The organism is Parasedimentitalea marina (genome assembly GCF_004006175.1).
GTDB lineage: Bacteria > Pseudomonadota > Alphaproteobacteria > Rhodobacterales > Rhodobacteraceae > Parasedimentitalea > Parasedimentitalea marina.
This window is the reverse complement of record NZ_CP033219.1, coordinates 1,097,243-1,111,782: the sequence shown is the minus strand read 5'-3', so window position 1 is coordinate 1,111,782 and position 14,540 is coordinate 1,097,243. Positions and strand designations below refer to the sequence as shown.

Here is a 14,540-nt window from a genome sequence, read left to right as displayed (position 1 = left end):
GCCGAACAAAACGTTTTAAAATTCAACGCCCTTCTGCGCCTTGATACCAGCCCGGAACGGATGCTTGATCTGCCCCATCTCGGTCACCAGATCGGCAATCTCGATCAGCTCTTCCTTGGCATTGCGCCCAGTCAGCACCACATGGGTCATCGGTGGTTTTTCGGTCTGCAAAAATTCAACAACTTCAGCCAGATCCAGGTATTCATAGCGCAGCGCAATGTTGATCTCGTCCAGCAACACCATGGTATTGCGATCGTCCCGGATCATCTCTTTGGCCTTTTCCCAGCCTGCCTTGGCCGCCGCGATATCGCGCGCCTTGTCCTGAGTCTCCCAGGTAAAACCTTCACCCATCGCGTAAAACTGGCACAGATCCGAGAAGTTCTCTTCGATCAGCGTCCGCTCGCCGGTCTGCCAGCCGCCCTTGATGAACTGCACCACCGCTGACGGCATCTTATGGGCAATGCAACGCATGATCATACCAAAGCCCGAGCTGGATTTGCCCTTGCCCGGTCCTGTGTGAATAATGATCAGGCCCTTCTCACCATCTTTGGTCGCCATCATCCTGTCACGGGCGGCTTTTTTCTTGGCCATTTTACTCGCATGACGGGCCTCATCATCGATGGGGGCGTCTTTTTTCGGGGTGTCGCTCACGGCGTGTCTCCTGCTGATTCCAGCTATGACTTGACAAGGACATGGGCGATGACGCAAGGGGGTTTTGTTGGTTCCTGTTTTTTGACAGGCGAAGAGGGAATGTGATGTGGCCAGTGATCCGTCCGGGGTTGCCAGGTGCAAGCACAGCCGCCCCCGCGACCGTGACCGGAGAGGTCTCTGATGCCACTGGCCTATGGCCGGGAAGGCAAGAGCACCGTAAAAAGGCCAACCGCCTTTTGACTCCGCAAGCCGGGAGACCTGCCAACGCACGAAGTCAACGGGCGAACGGGGTGTTTCGCAACCGGTTGAGGGATCCTGCGTGACGGGCTCCTCTTCTGGCCCCACCCTTTTTGCCAAGCCAAGGAGACGGGCCCCTATGGGTGACGTAACACTAACCGTTTGTACCACCTGCCGCCGTGCAGATGTGGACCCCGAGGCGACGCGTCCGGGATCAATTCTTCTTGCCGCACTGCGCGAGACCGGATTGCCCGAAGGCGTCAAGGTCCGCGGTGTCGAATGCCTGTCCGCCTGTACCCGTGGCTGTTCCATGGTACTCAGCGGTGGTGACAAGCGCTGGACCTATGTCTATGGCGATCTAAATCCCGACGAACATGTCGACGACATCCTTGCCGGTGCGGCGGCCTACGCCGCCACCGACGACGGGCTGGTGCCTTGGCGCGCCCGCCCGGTCATTTTTCGCAAACAATCCATCGCCCGCATTCCGCCGGTCGACAGCCCTACCCAGGAGTAACTCATGAGCGATCTCAATAAGATACCGGTCACCGTCGTCACCGGATTTCTGGGCGCGGGCAAGACCACGCTGATCCGTCACCTGATGCAAAATCCGCAAGGCAAACGCCTGGGCGTGCTGGTCAATGAGTTTGGCACTGCGGGGGTTGATGGCGACATCCTGAAATCCTGCGCCGATGAAAACTGCCCGGAGAACAACATCATCGAGCTGGCCAATGGCTGCATCTGCTGCACGGTGGCGGATGATTTCATTCCCACAATCGAGGCGCTGATGGCCCTGCCCGAGCCGCCCGAGCATATCCTGATCGAAACCTCTGGTCTGGCGCTGCCCAAGCCGCTGCTCAAGGCCTTTGACTGGCCCGCTATCCGCTCGCGCATTACCGTCGACGGGGTGATCGCCCTGGCTGACGCCGAGGCCGTGGCCAGCGGTCAGTTCGCCCCCAATCTGGAGGCGGTCCAGGCCCAGCGCGACGCGGATGACAGCATCGACCACGAGACCCCCCTGTCCGAGGTGTTCGAGGATCAGATTTCATGTGCCGATATCATTCTGCTGTCCAAGGCTGATTTGGCCGGCGAAACCGGTGTTGCCACCGCGCGCGCCGTGATCGAGAAAGAAAGCCCGCGCAAACTGCCAATCCTGCCAATGACCGAAGGCGTCATTGATCCGCGCATCGTGCTGGGGCTGAACGCCGCCGCCGAGGATGATCTGGATGCCCGCCCCTCGCACCACGACGGCCACCACGACCACGAACATGACGATTTTGAAAGCATAGTGGTCGAAATGGGCGAAGTATCTGATCCGCAGGCGCTGCAAGATGCCATCGTGAAACTCGCCCGGACCCGCAATATCCTGCGCGTCAAAGGCTATGTTGCGGTAGAGGGAAAGCCGATGCGGATGTTGATTCAAGCAGTAGGTGAGCGTCTGCGCGCCCAATATGACAAGCCCTGGGGCAGCGATCTCCGCCGCACCCAACTGGTGGTCATTGCCGAGCATGATAACATTGACGCCGCCGCCATCCGTGCCGAGCTGGGTGCATAAGACAAAGGGCGTGCCTGACCTTGGGGAGGTGCAAAGCGCCTTCCCGTGGGGAAGGTCAGACGCGCCCGGCCTATCGGCCGGACTAGAACATTCTCAATACTAAGAGTGAAACCACAATGCACGTCGTCTTCCGCGAAAGCCACGGTCTCGAAGAAAGTGAGACTCCACAAGATCTGGCCCAGACACCGGCAGATCTGGTGGTGCTGTCGTTTTCCGACAGCGACCTCGGCGCCTTTGCGGCCGGCTGGCACCGCGCCGACGGCAAGCTGCCCTCGCTGCGGCTGGCCAACCTGGTGGCGCTGAAACATCCGCTGTCGGTGGATGTCTATGCCGATCAAACACTGGACGGCGTCAAAGGTATTCTGGTGCGCCTGATTGGTGGCGAAAGCTATTGGTCCTATGGGCTTGCCACGCTGCAGGATCTGGCCCGGCGCAAGGGCATTGCCCTCGCCGTCCTGCCCGCAGATGGCCGCCCCGACCCGCGTCTGGACGAACTCTCGACCTTGCCCGTATCCACCCTGCGCCGGTTGCAATCCCTATGTGACGCAGGCGGCGCGGTGGCGGCACAGGCCGCATTGGCGCAACTGTCTTTGGCCGCCGGGCTTTATGCCGGGCCGGTCATCGGCCTTAAGGTCACGCCCGACTTCGGGTTCTACGATCCGGCCCGTGGCGTGGTTCCATCCATCGATGCCACTGACAAGCCCTTGGTAATGGTCAGCTTCTACCGCTCGTACCTAACCGCCGCCGACACTGGCCCCGTGGACGCGTTGATAGCCGAACTCCGCAGCCGGGGTTTTGCCGCCTACGGTGTCTTTGCCGCCAGTCTAAAGGCGCCCGCTGCTGCCGCTTGGCTGCGCGATACCCTGCCACAGCTGACCCCCGCAGCCGTCATCAACGCCACCGCCTTCTCTGCCATCGACAGCAACGGCAGCGCCTCGCCGCTGAATACAACTGGCTGCCCGGTATTTCAGGTCGCCCTGTCCACTGCACGGCGCAAGGACTGGGCCAGTGCCGCCCGAGGTCTCTCGCCTGCTGATCTGGCCATGCATGTAGTCCTCCCCGAGGTCGATGGCCGCGTCTTTGCAGGTGTTGTCAGTTTCAAATCGCCGGGCCGCAAAGACCCTGCGTTGCAATTTGCGCGTTTTGCCCATCACCCGGACCCCAGCCGGATTAAGTCAGTGGTTGACCGAGTTGTAGGTTGGCACCGCCTCGTATCACTGGACAACGCCGACAAGCGCCTGTCACTGGTGCTGTCAACTTACCCCGGCAAGACCCATCAACTGGCCCATGCTGTGGGGCTGGATGCGCTCGCCTCGGCTGAGACGATTCTAACTGCGCTGGCGGCGCAGGGCTACGACCTGGAGCAGCCCGGCCCCCTTGCCCTGCGCCTGATGGCTGAGACGCTCTCGTTCTCGCTGGATGACTACCGGTCCGCCCTGACCCGGCTGCCGCAAACCCTGCTTGAGGATCTGACGCTGGCCTGGGGAGATCCGGACAGTGACCCCGACTTCAGCCACGGCGCCTTTCGGTTTAGTGCCCTGCGCGCCGGTAAAGCCTTGATCGCCCTGCAACCCGAGCGCGGCGAGGTCTCTACCCGCAGCGTCGACTACCATGATCTGGATCGCACCCCGCGTCACGCCTATGTCGCCTTCTACCTCTGGCTGCAACAGCAGGTCGACGCAGTGGTCCACATCGGCGCGCATGGCACCCTGGAATGGCTGCCCGGCAAATCCGTGGCCCTGTCATCCGAGTGCTGGCCTGAGGCACTGACCGCTGCGCTGCCCGTAGCCTATCCTTTCATCGTCAATGACCCGGGCGAGGCCGCCCAGGCCAAGCGCCGCATCGGCGCCGTCACTCTGGGTCACCTGCCACCGCCGCTGGCGCAAACCACGCTGCCCGACGGTATGGGCCGGCTTGAAAGCCTGCTTGATGAATACTCCACTGCCGAAGGCCTGGACCCGGCGCGCCGCGACCGCCTGATCGCCGACATCCGGGTTGAGGCCCAGGGCACCGGGGTCGAGGCCGATCTGGGCCTCGATGAGGACAGTTCTGCCGCCGAGGCCCTGACCCGCATTGACCGCTTTGTCTGCGACATCAAAGAAAGCCAATATGGCGAAGGCCTGCATATCTTTGGCACTGGCACCTGCGGGGCGCAAGAACAGGGTGGTCTTCTGGCGGCGCTGTCTGGCCAACTGGTCGCGCCCGGCCCCTCCGGCTCCCCCTACCGGGGTCGCTCGGATGTGCTGCCCACCGGGCGCAACCTCTTTACCACCGACCCCCGCGCGGTGCCGTCGCGCGCGGCGCAGGCGCAGGGGGTCAAACTGGCGGAAGAGCTGTTGCGCCGCCACCTTCAGGACCACGGCGACTGGCCCAAAGGTCTGGTGATCGATCTTTGGGGCAGCGCCACCATGCGCACCGCGGGCGAAGAGTTCGCCATGGCGCTGCATCTGGCCGGTCTGGCCCCCAAATGGGACGACGGATCTGATCGCGTCTCCGGCTTCGAAGTGATTCCACTGGCGCTGCTGGGTCGCCCCCGCATCGACGTCACTCTGCGGGTGTCCGGCCTGTTCCGCGATGTCTTTCCCGGTCTGGCACAAATGTTTGAATCCGCTGCCGCCGCGCTGGCCCTGCGCGAAGAAGACCTGACCGATAATCCCTACCTGACCCAGACGCCTCGGGTCTTTGGTCCCAAGCCGGGTCAATACGGGCTCAATATGGGCGCGCATCTTGATGTCTATACCGACACAGCCCGTCAGGCCGCGGGCGAGGCCTGGCTCAATGCCTCGTCCCACGCCATCAACGCCAAAGGCGATATCGCTCCGGCCCGTGATGCGCTGGAAAACCGCCTGCAAGACGCCGACAGCTTTGTACACCTGCAGGATCTGCCCGAAACCGACCTGCTGATGGCCGCCGATTATGCCGCCCACGAGGCCGGGTTTGCCGCCGCAATGGCGCGGCTGGGCCAACCTGGACCGGCGCTCTACCACATGGATATGACCCGGCCTGATACCCCGCAGGCGCGGTCTCTGGGCGAGGAAATCGCCCGGGTTACCCGGGCCCGCGCCGCCAACCCGGACTGGGCCAGCTCGATGATGCAGCACGGCTTTCGCGGTGGTGCCGAGATCTCAGCCACCCTCGACCATATGGCCGCCTTTGCCCACCTGGCCCAAGCGGTACCGCCCCACCTGTTTGATCTGTATTATGAGGCCACGTTGGGCCGCGAAGATCTGGTGGCCTTCATGCAGGCCGAAAACCCACAGGCGCTGCAGGCGATGCGCGACCGCTTTCGTGCCCTGCAGCTGGCCGGGCTCTGGGTCACACGCCGCAACTCGATCATCGCAGATCTCGAGGGCGCCGCATGAGCAAAATAGCCACCCCAAAGGTCTATGGCTGGTGCCCCGGAGCGCTGCGCCCGATGATGTCGGGTGACGGGCTGGTGGTCCGCATCCGCGCACCACTGGGCCGCTTGTCGCAAGATCAGGCCCGCGGCGTAGCTGCCCTCTCGCAGTACTATGGCAATGGCATTCTGGAGGTCTCGGCCCGCGCCAATCTGCAAATGCGTGGTGTGACAAAAGACCATCACCCCACGCTGATCAGCGCACTTCAGGATCTTGGCCTGGCCGACACCGACCCCGCAGCCGAGGCGCGCCGCAATGTACTGGTCGCTCCGTTCTGGTGCGCTGGAGACGAAACCCACACTCTGGCCCGGCACCTCAGCAACGCGCTGGTAAAGGCGACAGACCTGACCTTACCGGGCAAATTCGGATTTGCCGTCGATACCGGACCCGCGCCTGTCCTGCGCGACACCGCTGCCGATATTCGGATTGAAAGAAATAATGACGGCCTTGTCCTTGTCGCCGACGGTGCCAAAACCGGACTTCAGGTGACGATGGACACCGTGGTCGTGCAAGCCCTCACCCTGGCCCGCTGGTTCCTGACCCATGGCGGCGCACCAGACGGTCGCGGCAGGATGCACCCGCTCATTGCGCGCCGCGCTCCGCCCTCGGCGCATAGCGCTGCCCTTGCTCCCCCCGCGCCACAACAGCGATTGGAACAGGTCGCCGCCGGCAGGCTGGTCGGGCTGGAGTTCGGCCAGATCGCGGCCACCGACTTTGCAGCGCTGGCCAACCTCGGCCCGCTGCGCCTCACTCCGTGGCGGATGCTGCTGGTTGAACACGCCGAAGAGATCCCCGCCCAGCCTGGTTTGATCCTTGACGCCACGGATCCGCGCCTGCAAGTGAGTGCCTGCACCGGAGCGCCCGGCTGCCTGCAGGCGCTCTCGCCCACGCGTCAACTGGCCCGTGACCTTGCACCCTATGTGCCAGCGGACAGCACCTTGCACGTGTCCGGCTGCACCAAGGGATGTGCCCGCCCCAACGCGGCTGCGCAGACCCTGACCGCCACCGCCACTGATACCTTCGACCTTATCCGCAACGGCAAAGCCTCGGATCGCCCCGCCCTCACAAACCTCAGCGCCACCACTTTGCGTGCCGCTCCCGACATTCTGACAAAGGGCAGCTGACATGCTCCATACCTACCAAACCAACGGCGCTGCCATCTACGCAGAAAGCTTTGCCACCATCCGCGCCGAGGCTGACCTGGCCCGCTTTTCCAAAGACGAGGAAAGCGTCGCCGTGCGGATGATCCACGCCGCCGGCATGGTCGGGCTGGAACAGCACATCCGCTTCTCCCCCGACATGGCCAAGACCGCCCGTGCCGCACTGGCGGCAGGTGCGCCAATCCTCTGTGACGCCTATATGGTCTCCGAGGGTATCACCCGCCCCCGCCTAGCCGCCAACAACGAGGTCATCTGCACCCTGCGCGACGCACGCGTCCCCGAGATGGCCAAAGAGATGAGCAACACCCGTTCAGCCGCTGCGCTTGAATTGTGGCGCCCCAATCTGGACGGCGCAGTGGTCGCCATCGGCAACGCCCCCACAGCGCTATTTCACTTGCTGAACATGCTGCAGGACCCCACCTGCCCCCGCCCCGCCGCCATCATCGGCTGCCCGGTGGGCTTTGTCGGCGCCATGGAATCCAAAGACGCACTGATGCAGGACCTGCCGGTGCCGTCAATGATCGTACAGGGCCGTTTGGGCGGATCCGCCATCACCGTGGCCGCTGTCAACGCGCTGGCCAGCTGGAAAGAGTGACCATGGGTAAAATCATCTGCGCGGGCCTCGGCCCCGGCGATCCCGACTTGATGAGCCTGCGCTCGTACCGTGCCATCCAAGGCGCGTGCCACATCGCCTATTTCCGTAAAGCCGGGTACGAAGGTCAGGCGCGACGACTGGTCAATGGCATGATGCCCGAGGGCGTGGTCGAACATGCAATGGAATACCCGGTCACCACCGAGATCCATTTCTCGGACCCGGAATACAACCGGATCCTCGGTGCCTTTTACGATGAATGGGCCGACACCCTGGCCGAGATGGTCAAAACCGACGACGTGGTGGTGCTCTGCGAGGGCGACCCCTTCCTGTATGGCTCTTTCATGCATCTCTACACTCGCCTGCAGGGCCGCGCCGAGGTCGAGGTCATCCCTGGCATCACCGGCATGTCTGGCTGCTGGACCGCCACCGGAATGCCGATCACCTGGGGCGACGACGTGCTGACCGTGGCCATGGCCACCCTCCCCGAGGACGAACTGGCCGAGCGCGCCGCCAACACCGATGCGCTTGTGGTGATGAAGATCGGCCGCAACCTGCCAAAACTGCGCCGGGCATTGGAACGCGCCGGACGCCTCGATGACGCCTGGTTGGTCGAGCGCGGCACCATGAGCGACCAAACTGTGCAGAAACTCACTGATATCACCGGCAAAGTCCCCTATTTCTCGATCGTCATCCTTCACGGACAGGGACGCCGCCCATGACCCATGCAGATAAAGGCTGGGTGAAAATCGTAGGCCTCGGCCCCGGCAATGACACCATGGTCACCGCCCAGGTTCACGAGGTTCTGACCGAGGCGACCGACATCGTCGGCTACATCCCCTACGTAAAACGGGTCGAACCGCGCCCAGGCCTCACCCTGCACGCCACCGATAACCGGGTCGAAATCGAACGCGCCACCCATGCGCTGGAAATGGCAGCAGCTGGCAAGCGCGTCGTGGTGGTCTCCTCCGGTGATCCCGGTGTCTTTGCTATGGCATCTGCGGTGTTCGAAGCGCTGGAAGCAGGAGCGCCCGACTGGCTCGATCTCGACATTCAGGTGCTGCCCGGCATCACCGCCATGCTCGCCGCATCGGCCCGCATCGGCGCCCCCATGGGCCACGACTTCGCCGCCATCAACCTCAGCGACAACCTCAAACCCTGGTCCCTGATCGAAAAACGCCTGCGTCTGGCCGGTGAGGCCGGCTTTGCCATGGGCTTTTACAACCCGCGCTCCAAGTCGCGCCCACACCAGTTTGGCCGCGCCTTGGAAATCCTGCGCGAGGCTTGCGGTGGCGAAACGCTGATCTCTTTCGCTCGCGATGTGTCCAAACCCGGCGAGACAATCACCACCGTCACTCTAAACGAGGCCACGCCCGACATGGCCGACATGCGCACCGTGGTGATCGTTGGCAACGCCGATACCCGCCGGGTGGGTCGCCACGTCTACACGCCGCGTTTCGCCGTCGAGGACTAACAATGATCCAGCCAGGCCATTACCTCGTCGATGCTGCGCAGTATATGCCGCTCGGGCACCTGTGGGCGGTCGATCATAATGATCGGCAGCCCCAAGGCGCGCGCCGCGATCAGTTTGGCCTCAGCGCCCACACCGCCTGCGTTCTTGGATACAATATGGCTGATGTGATGGTCTTGCAGCAATGCGGTGTCCGCCGCGGCGTCAAAGGGGCCACGCGCCAGCACCACAGTGGCGTCCAGCAGGGGCAGTGCCGCCTCTGGCGCATCCACCAGCCGCAACAGATAGTGATTGCCCGGCTTGGCGGCAAAACCGTCCAGGTTCTGCTTGCCGATCGCCAGAAACACCCGCGCGCCCTGCTCGGGCAATGCCGCAACCGCTGCCGCCATATCCGCAACCATACTCCAGTCGTCCCCCGCGCCCGCCTGCCACGGCGGCCGCTCCAGGGCACACAGGTCCACCCCGGCCTCGGCACAGGCGGCAACCGCATGGGTGCTCATCTGGGCGGCAAAGGGATGGGTGGCATCCACCACATGACTGATGCCCTCGGCCCGCAGATATGCGACCAGCCCCGCCACACCACCAAACCCGCCCTGCCGCTGGGGCAGCGGTTGCGGCACCGGGCGCGCGGTACGGCCCGCATAAGAGAACACAGCGTCCCGCCCGGCCCCGGCCAGCACCCGCGCCAGGGCCGAGGCTTCAGTGGTACCGCCCAGCAAAAGGATACGCGTCATGTCTGATCCCTGGTTGTCAATTATCGGTCTGGGCGAAAATGGACCAGCCGGGCTGACAGATGCAAGCCGAACCGCACTGCAAGAGGCTGAAATCATCTTTGGGGGTCCGCGCCATCTGGATCTGGTCAGCGCCGCCGACAAAGGCCAACCTTGGCCCGTACCCTTTTCCATCGCCCCGGTGCTGGCCGCGCGTGGCAAAAAGGTCGCTGTGCTCGCCTCGGGAGATCCGTTCTGGCACGGCGCCGGCGGCTCGCTGGCGGCCCATCTGGAACCGGGCGAGTGGCTCTCTTACCCTGTGCCCTCAACCTTTGCGCTGGCTGCCAATCACCTGGCCTGGCGGCTTGAGGACACCCTCTGTCTGGGCCTGCACGCCGCGCCGTTTCAGCGCCTGCTGCCGCTGCTGGCCCCCAAGACGCGCCTGATCTGCACCCTGCGCGACGGCGCTGCCCCGTCGGAACTGGCCAGCTGGCTGACCCAGCAAGGGTTCGGAGCCTCTCAGCTGACCATCATGGAGCGTCTAGGCGGCCCGCAGCAGCGGCTGCGCACTGCGCAGGCCGATGGGTTTGACCTCGACGATATTCAGGCCCCGGTTGCTGTTGCCATTACCGCCATCGGCCGTGGCGGCTTGTCCCGTGCCTCGGGTCTGGCGGACGACATGTTCCACAGCGACGGCCAGATCACCAAGCGCCCCATCCGCGCCCTGACCCTGTCAGCGCTGGCGCCGCGCCCCGGCCAGTTGCTCTGGGACATCGGCGGCGGCTCGGGCTCGATCTCGGTCGAATGGTGCCTCGCCGCCCCTGGTGCGCGCGCCCTGATCTTCGAGCAACGCACGCAGCGATCTGAAAATATTAATCTGAACGCGGCAAAGTTCGGCCTGACTCACCGCATGAGCCTGGTCATTGGACAGGCACCAAAGATACTGGAGGCGCAAGAGCTGCCCGACACCGTGTTCATCGGCGGCGGCGCCTCGCAGGCGCTGCTGGACCAACTGTGGCAGATCCTGCCCACCGGCACCCGCGTGGTGGCAAATGGCGTGACCCTGGAAACCGAGACCCTGCTGATGACAGCCCATGCCCAACACGGCGGCCATTTGATGAAGGCCGAAATCGCCGAGGTCAGCCCGCTGGGATCCATGCGCGGCTGGCAGCGCGCCCGCCCTGTCCTGCAATGGAGCGTCACCCGATGAAGATCGCCGGCTTCGGATTTCGCCAAAATGCCAGCGCCGACGACCTGCGCGCGGCGCTGACCCTGACTGGCTGCGCCCAGCCCGACGCCCTTGCCTCGGTGGCGCATAAGGCAACGGCCCCGCAACTGCAGCAACTCGCAACCGAGATGAACCTGCCGGTGATCGCCCTGTCTGAAGACGAGATCGCCAGCACCCCGACCCTCACCTGCTCGCCCCGGATCAAAGCCCGCTTTGGCACAGGTTCCCTGGCCGAAGCCGCTGCGCTGGTTGCGGCCCGCAAGGGTCAGCCCCATAGCTCCGCGCGCCTGACCGGCCCCCGCGTAAAAACTGACAATGGCCTTGCCACAGCGGCAATTGCCGAAAGGACGACCCTATGACCGTACATTTCATTGGCGCTGGACCCGGTGCCGCCGACCTGATCACCCTGCGTGGCCGCGACCTGATCGCCGCCTGCCCTGTCTGTCTTTATGCCGGATCGCTGGTCCCCGAGGCGCTGCTGCAGCACTGCCCGGATGGCGCCCGCATCGTCAACACCGCCTCGATGTCGCTGGATGAAATCATCGCCGAGATCAAATCCGCCGATGACGCAGGCCAGGACGTGGCCCGGCTGCATTCGGGCGATCTGTCGGTCTGGTCCGCCATGGGCGAACAGCTGCGCCGCATGCGGGCGCTGAATATCGCCTATGACGTCACTCCCGGTGTCCCTGCCTTTGCCGCCGCCGCCGCCGCGCTGGGGGCTGAACTGACCCTGCCCGGCGTGGCACAGTCACTGATCCTGACCCGGACCTCCGGCCGCGCCTCGTCGATGCCTGACGGGGAAACACTGGAAAACTTTGGCAAAACCGGTGCCACATTGGCCATCCACCTGTCCGTGCATGTGCTCGAGGACGTGATCGCCCGCCTGACGCCGCACTACGGCGCCGATTGCCCCGTCGCCATCGTCTGGCGCGCCACTTGGCCAGACCAGCGGGTGGTCAAGGCCACGCTGGAAACCCTGGAAGACGCCACCGAGGGCGAACGTGGTCGCACCGCGCTGATCCTTGTGGGCCGCGCAATTGGGGCTGAGGACTTCGACGAAAGCTGTCTATATGCTGGTGACTATGATCGCCGCTATCGCCCCGTCGGCACCGACCCGCGCTTTCCAGAAGGGACCGAATAATGACGCAGAATCCTCCCGGTCTGATGATCTCCGCGCCCTCCTCGGGCACTGGCAAAACCACGGTGATGCTGGGCCTGCTGCGGGCCCTGGCCGAGGACGGCATGATCGTTCAGCCTTATAAATCCGGCCCCGACTATATCGATCCGGCCTTTCACCTTGCCGCCGCCAAGCGCCCCTCGTTCAATCTGGACACCTGGGCCATGGCCCCCGATCTGCTGGACGCTGTCGCCAGTCAGGCGATTGGCGCGGAAATCTGCATCGGCGAGGGCTCGATGGGGCTGTACGACGGGGTTGCCACCCGTGGCCAAACCGCCTTTGGCACCAGCGCCGAAACCGCCAAACGCATGGGCTGGCCGGTCATTCTGGTGGTCGATGTGGGTGGTCAGGCGCAGAGCGCTGCGGCCACCGCGCTGGGGTTCAAAAACTATGACACCGACGTGCCCTTTGCCGGCGTGATCCTGAACCGTGTGGCCAGCCCGCGCCACGAACGCCTGACCCGTCTGGGTATGGAAAAAGCCGGTATCAAGGTGCTCGGCTCGCTGCCCCGTCGCGGCGACCTGTCGCTGCCTGAACGCCACCTTGGCCTGATCCAGGCGGTCGAGCACCCCGATCTTGAGGCGGCAATTGCCGGCTATGCCACTTTCCTGCGTGACAACGTCGACCTTGCCGCGATCAAATCCGCAGCACTGTCTGGTGCGGCGCCGGTTGCGCGGCCGCTGCCCAAACCACCGGCACAACGCATCGCACTGGCCCGCGACGCGGCCTTCTCGTTCACCTATCCACACCTGCTGACCGGCTGGCGCAACGCAGGCGCCGAGATCCTGCCGTTCTCGCCGCTTGCCGACGAGGCCCCGGCTCCGGATGCCGATCTGGTCTGGTTGCCCGGCGGCTATCCCGAGCTGCACGGTGGCACCCTTGCCGCTGCTGCAAAATTCCGCGCCGGGTTGCAAAAGCACGCGGCGACCAAACCCGTGCATGGTGAATGCGGAGGCTACATGGCCCTGGGCGAGGCGCTGATCGACAAGGAGGGCAACCGCCACCAGATGGCTGGCTTGCTGGGATTGGTCACATCCTATGAGAAGCGCAAATTCCACCTCGGCTATCGCCGCGCCGTGCTGCAAAGCGCCATGCCCGGGTTCGCCGCCGGCGACGCCCTGCGCGGCCACGAGTTCCATTATACCACCATCCTGGATGAACCCGACGCACCGCTGGCGCAGGTGTTCGACGCCGATGGCAATCCGGTGCCGGAAACCGGATCGATCAAGGGCAATGTCACTGGCAGCTTCTTCCACCTGATCACCGGCGAAACCTCATGACTGGTTTTGTCAGCTTTGTCTCCTCTGGTCCCGGCGACCCCGAGCTGCTGACCGTCAAGGCGGTGAAACGGTTGGAAGCCGCCGATGCGGTTCTGTTCGACGATCTGTCCTCGGGCCCGATCCTTAGCCACGCGCGCGAGGATGCCGATCTGGTCGGCGTCGGCAAACGCGCCGGTCGGCCCTCGCCCAAGCAGGATCACGTCAGCAAACTGCTGGTGGATTACGCTTTGTCCGGCGCCACCGTGGTGCGGCTAAAATCCGGCGACTCAGGCGTTTTTGGCCGCCTCGAGGAAGAAATCACCGCCCTGCGCGCCGCTGGCATCACGTACGAGATCATCCCCGGTGTCACCGCCGCCTCTGCGGCTGCTGCGGCGGCTGGCATTCCACTGACCCGCCGCCTGACCGCACGTCGGTTGCAGTATATCACTGGCCATGACGTCACCGGTGAGCTGCCCGAAGATCTGAACCTGACCGCTTTGGCGGACCCCAATGCCACCACTGTGGTCTATATGGGCAAGCGCACCTTTGCGTCACTGGCAGAGCTGCTGGTAACCCATGGGTTACCGCCGCAAACCCGGGCCCTGTTGGCACTGGCGGTCTCAACCCCTGATCAGGTCCTGTCGCATCACACCATCGGCGAGTTGCCCGACCTGCTGCGCGGCCTGCAGACCACCGCTCCGGTGCTGATCCTCTATGGTCCCCTGGCCGTTCCGGAATGAGCGCGCCTACGATAACCCTGTGCCGGACCTGCAAGACTGCCGATCCCACCTTGGCGGGTCAACTCTCCGAGGCCCTGTCTGGCATGGGATTAGAGGCCAGCCTGCAACAGGTGGATTGCATGTCCGGCTGCAAGCGCCCGCAAACCCTTGCGGTGCGCCAGAGCGGCAAGACCGCCTATATGTTTGGCGAGATCAGCCTGGATGACATCCCCGATGTGCTGACCTTCCTGCGCCTTTACACTGAATCACCGGACGGCAATATCGCCGACGCGCGCCCTTTGGGCGGGTTGCGGTTCAAAGCGATTGCGCGAATTCCGGCAAACACCGCGCCCACACCGCAATAAGTCGCAATATCGCCTCTGAAC

Annotated in this window: 15 protein-coding genes and 1 riboswitch; of the genes, 13 read left to right on the top strand and 2 right to left on the bottom strand. The window is 64.0% G+C overall.

Annotation, left to right across the window (positions count from 1 at the left end; genetic code table 11):
* Window positions 1-15: 15 nt before the first annotated feature.
* Window positions 16-651, bottom strand: a complete 636-nt coding sequence (gene cobO, locus EBB79_RS05385) for a cob(I)yrinic acid a,c-diamide adenosyltransferase (protein ID WP_127747947.1) — start codon at window positions 649-651, stop codon at window positions 16-18.
* 51 nt (window positions 652-702) lie between these two features.
* Window positions 703-931: riboswitch (cobalamin riboswitch) on the top strand.
* A gap of 96 nt (window positions 932-1,027) precedes the next feature.
* Between cobO and EBB79_RS05380 the strand changes: the two genes are divergently transcribed.
* The 7 genes from EBB79_RS05380 (at window position 1,028) to cobJ (ending at window position 9,064) form a co-directional block, all read left to right on the top strand.
* Window positions 1,028-1,402, top strand: coding sequence for a DUF1636 family protein (locus EBB79_RS05380; RefSeq protein WP_127747946.1), 375 nt, complete (start codon window positions 1,028-1,030; stop codon window positions 1,400-1,402).
* 3 nt (window positions 1,403-1,405) lie between these two features.
* Window positions 1,406-2,440 carry a cobalamin biosynthesis protein CobW gene (gene cobW, locus EBB79_RS05375; protein ID WP_127747945.1) on the top strand — a complete coding sequence of 345 codons (1,035 nt, stop codon included), beginning with the start codon at window positions 1,406-1,408 and terminating at the stop codon, window positions 2,438-2,440.
* A gap of 116 nt (window positions 2,441-2,556) precedes the next feature.
* A complete protein-coding gene (gene cobN / locus EBB79_RS05370) occupies window positions 2,557-5,802 on the top strand; it encodes a cobaltochelatase subunit CobN (RefSeq protein WP_127747944.1) in 3,246 nt (1,081 codons plus the stop codon).
* Entirely contained in the window at window positions 5,799-6,962 is a 1,164-nt protein-coding gene (cobG, locus tag EBB79_RS05365) for a precorrin-3B synthase (protein ID WP_127747943.1), read from the top strand. Before cobN ends, cobG begins: the two co-directional genes overlap by 4 nt.
* 1 nt (window position 6,963) lies before the next feature.
* The gene (locus tag EBB79_RS05360) at window positions 6,964-7,593 is read left to right on the top strand and encodes a precorrin-8X methylmutase (protein WP_127747942.1); all 630 of its coding nucleotides are present in this window, start codon (window positions 6,964-6,966) and stop codon (window positions 7,591-7,593) included.
* Between the two features lie 2 nt (window positions 7,594-7,595).
* Window positions 7,596-8,312 carry a precorrin-2 C(20)-methyltransferase gene (cobI, locus tag EBB79_RS05355; RefSeq protein WP_177627855.1) on the top strand — a complete coding sequence of 239 codons (717 nt, stop codon included), beginning with the start codon at window positions 7,596-7,598 and terminating at the stop codon, window positions 8,310-8,312.
* Window positions 8,309-9,064: a precorrin-3B C(17)-methyltransferase gene (gene cobJ, locus EBB79_RS05350; RefSeq protein WP_127747940.1), complete on the top strand. Its 756-nt coding sequence runs from the start codon at window positions 8,309-8,311 to the stop codon at window positions 9,062-9,064. The genes cobI and cobJ overlap by 4 nt, the downstream gene beginning before the upstream one ends.
* Here cobJ and EBB79_RS05345 read toward each other — a convergent pair.
* Window positions 9,061-9,795 carry a cobalt-precorrin-6A reductase gene (locus EBB79_RS05345; RefSeq protein ID WP_127747939.1) on the bottom strand — a complete coding sequence of 245 codons (735 nt, stop codon included), beginning with the start codon at window positions 9,793-9,795 and terminating at the stop codon, window positions 9,061-9,063. The two genes, cobJ and EBB79_RS05345, sit on opposite strands and share 4 nt — an antisense overlap.
* Here EBB79_RS05345 and cbiE point away from each other — a divergent pair.
* Genes cbiE through EBB79_RS05315 form a run of 6 tightly spaced genes read left to right on the top strand, consistent with a single transcriptional unit; the run spans window position 9,794 to window position 14,519 of the window.
* The gene (gene cbiE / locus EBB79_RS05340) at window positions 9,794-10,981 is read left to right on the top strand and encodes a precorrin-6y C5,15-methyltransferase (decarboxylating) subunit CbiE (protein ID WP_127747938.1); all 1,188 of its coding nucleotides are present in this window, start codon (window positions 9,794-9,796) and stop codon (window positions 10,979-10,981) included. The genes EBB79_RS05345 and cbiE overlap by 2 nt on opposite strands.
* Entirely contained in the window at window positions 10,978-11,358 is a 381-nt protein-coding gene (locus tag EBB79_RS05335; RefSeq protein ID WP_127747937.1) for a cobalamin biosynthesis protein, read from the top strand. The genes cbiE and EBB79_RS05335 overlap by 4 nt, the downstream gene beginning before the upstream one ends.
* Complete coding sequence (gene cobM / locus EBB79_RS05330; RefSeq protein ID WP_127747936.1) at window positions 11,355-12,140, top strand: precorrin-4 C(11)-methyltransferase; 786 nt, start codon at window positions 11,355-11,357, stop codon at window positions 12,138-12,140. Before EBB79_RS05335 ends, cobM begins: the two co-directional genes overlap by 4 nt.
* Window positions 12,140-13,456 (top strand): cobyrinic acid a,c-diamide synthase CobB, encoded by a 1,317-nt coding sequence (locus EBB79_RS05325; RefSeq protein WP_127747935.1) that lies wholly within the window; start codon window positions 12,140-12,142, stop codon window positions 13,454-13,456. The genes cobM and EBB79_RS05325 overlap by 1 nt, the downstream gene beginning before the upstream one ends.
* Window positions 13,453-14,175, top strand: a complete 723-nt coding sequence (cobA, locus tag EBB79_RS05320) for a uroporphyrinogen-III C-methyltransferase (protein ID WP_127747934.1) — start codon at window positions 13,453-13,455, stop codon at window positions 14,173-14,175. The genes EBB79_RS05325 and cobA overlap by 4 nt, the downstream gene beginning before the upstream one ends.
* Complete coding sequence (locus EBB79_RS05315; protein ID WP_127747933.1) at window positions 14,172-14,519, top strand: DUF1636 domain-containing protein; 348 nt, start codon at window positions 14,172-14,174, stop codon at window positions 14,517-14,519. The genes cobA and EBB79_RS05315 overlap by 4 nt, the downstream gene beginning before the upstream one ends.
* The last annotated feature ends 21 nt before the right edge of the window (window positions 14,520-14,540 follow it).

Excerpts from the sequence above, each read along its gene's own strand:
- EBB79_RS05380 (WP_127747946.1), top strand. The coding sequence starts at position 1,028 with ATGGGTGACGTAACACTAACCGTTTGTACCACCTGCCGCCGTGCAGAT.
- cobW (WP_127747945.1), top strand. The coding sequence starts at position 1,406 with ATGAGCGATCTCAATAAGATACCGGTCACCGTCGTCACCGGATTTCTG.
- cobN (WP_127747944.1), top strand. The coding sequence starts at position 2,557 with ATGCACGTCGTCTTCCGCGAAAGCCACGGTCTCGAAGAAAGTGAGACT.
- cobG (WP_127747943.1), top strand. The coding sequence starts at position 5,799 with ATGAGCAAAATAGCCACCCCAAAGGTCTATGGCTGGTGCCCCGGAGCG.
- EBB79_RS05360 (WP_127747942.1), top strand. The coding sequence starts at position 6,964 with ATGCTCCATACCTACCAAACCAACGGCGCTGCCATCTACGCAGAAAGC.
- cobI (WP_177627855.1), top strand. The coding sequence starts at position 7,596 with ATGGGTAAAATCATCTGCGCGGGCCTCGGCCCCGGCGATCCCGACTTG.
- cobJ (WP_127747940.1), top strand. The coding sequence starts at position 8,309 with ATGACCCATGCAGATAAAGGCTGGGTGAAAATCGTAGGCCTCGGCCCC.
- cbiE (WP_127747938.1), top strand. The coding sequence starts at position 9,794 with ATGTCTGATCCCTGGTTGTCAATTATCGGTCTGGGCGAAAATGGACCA.
- EBB79_RS05345 (WP_127747939.1), bottom strand. The coding sequence starts at position 9,795 with ATGACGCGTATCCTTTTGCTGGGCGGTACCACTGAAGCCTCGGCCCTG.
- EBB79_RS05335 (WP_127747937.1), top strand. The coding sequence starts at position 10,978 with ATGAAGATCGCCGGCTTCGGATTTCGCCAAAATGCCAGCGCCGACGAC.
- cobM (WP_127747936.1), top strand. The coding sequence starts at position 11,355 with ATGACCGTACATTTCATTGGCGCTGGACCCGGTGCCGCCGACCTGATC.
- EBB79_RS05325 (WP_127747935.1), top strand. The coding sequence starts at position 12,140 with ATGACGCAGAATCCTCCCGGTCTGATGATCTCCGCGCCCTCCTCGGGC.
- cobA (WP_127747934.1), top strand. The coding sequence starts at position 13,453 with ATGACTGGTTTTGTCAGCTTTGTCTCCTCTGGTCCCGGCGACCCCGAG.
- EBB79_RS05315 (WP_127747933.1), top strand. The coding sequence starts at position 14,172 with ATGAGCGCGCCTACGATAACCCTGTGCCGGACCTGCAAGACTGCCGAT.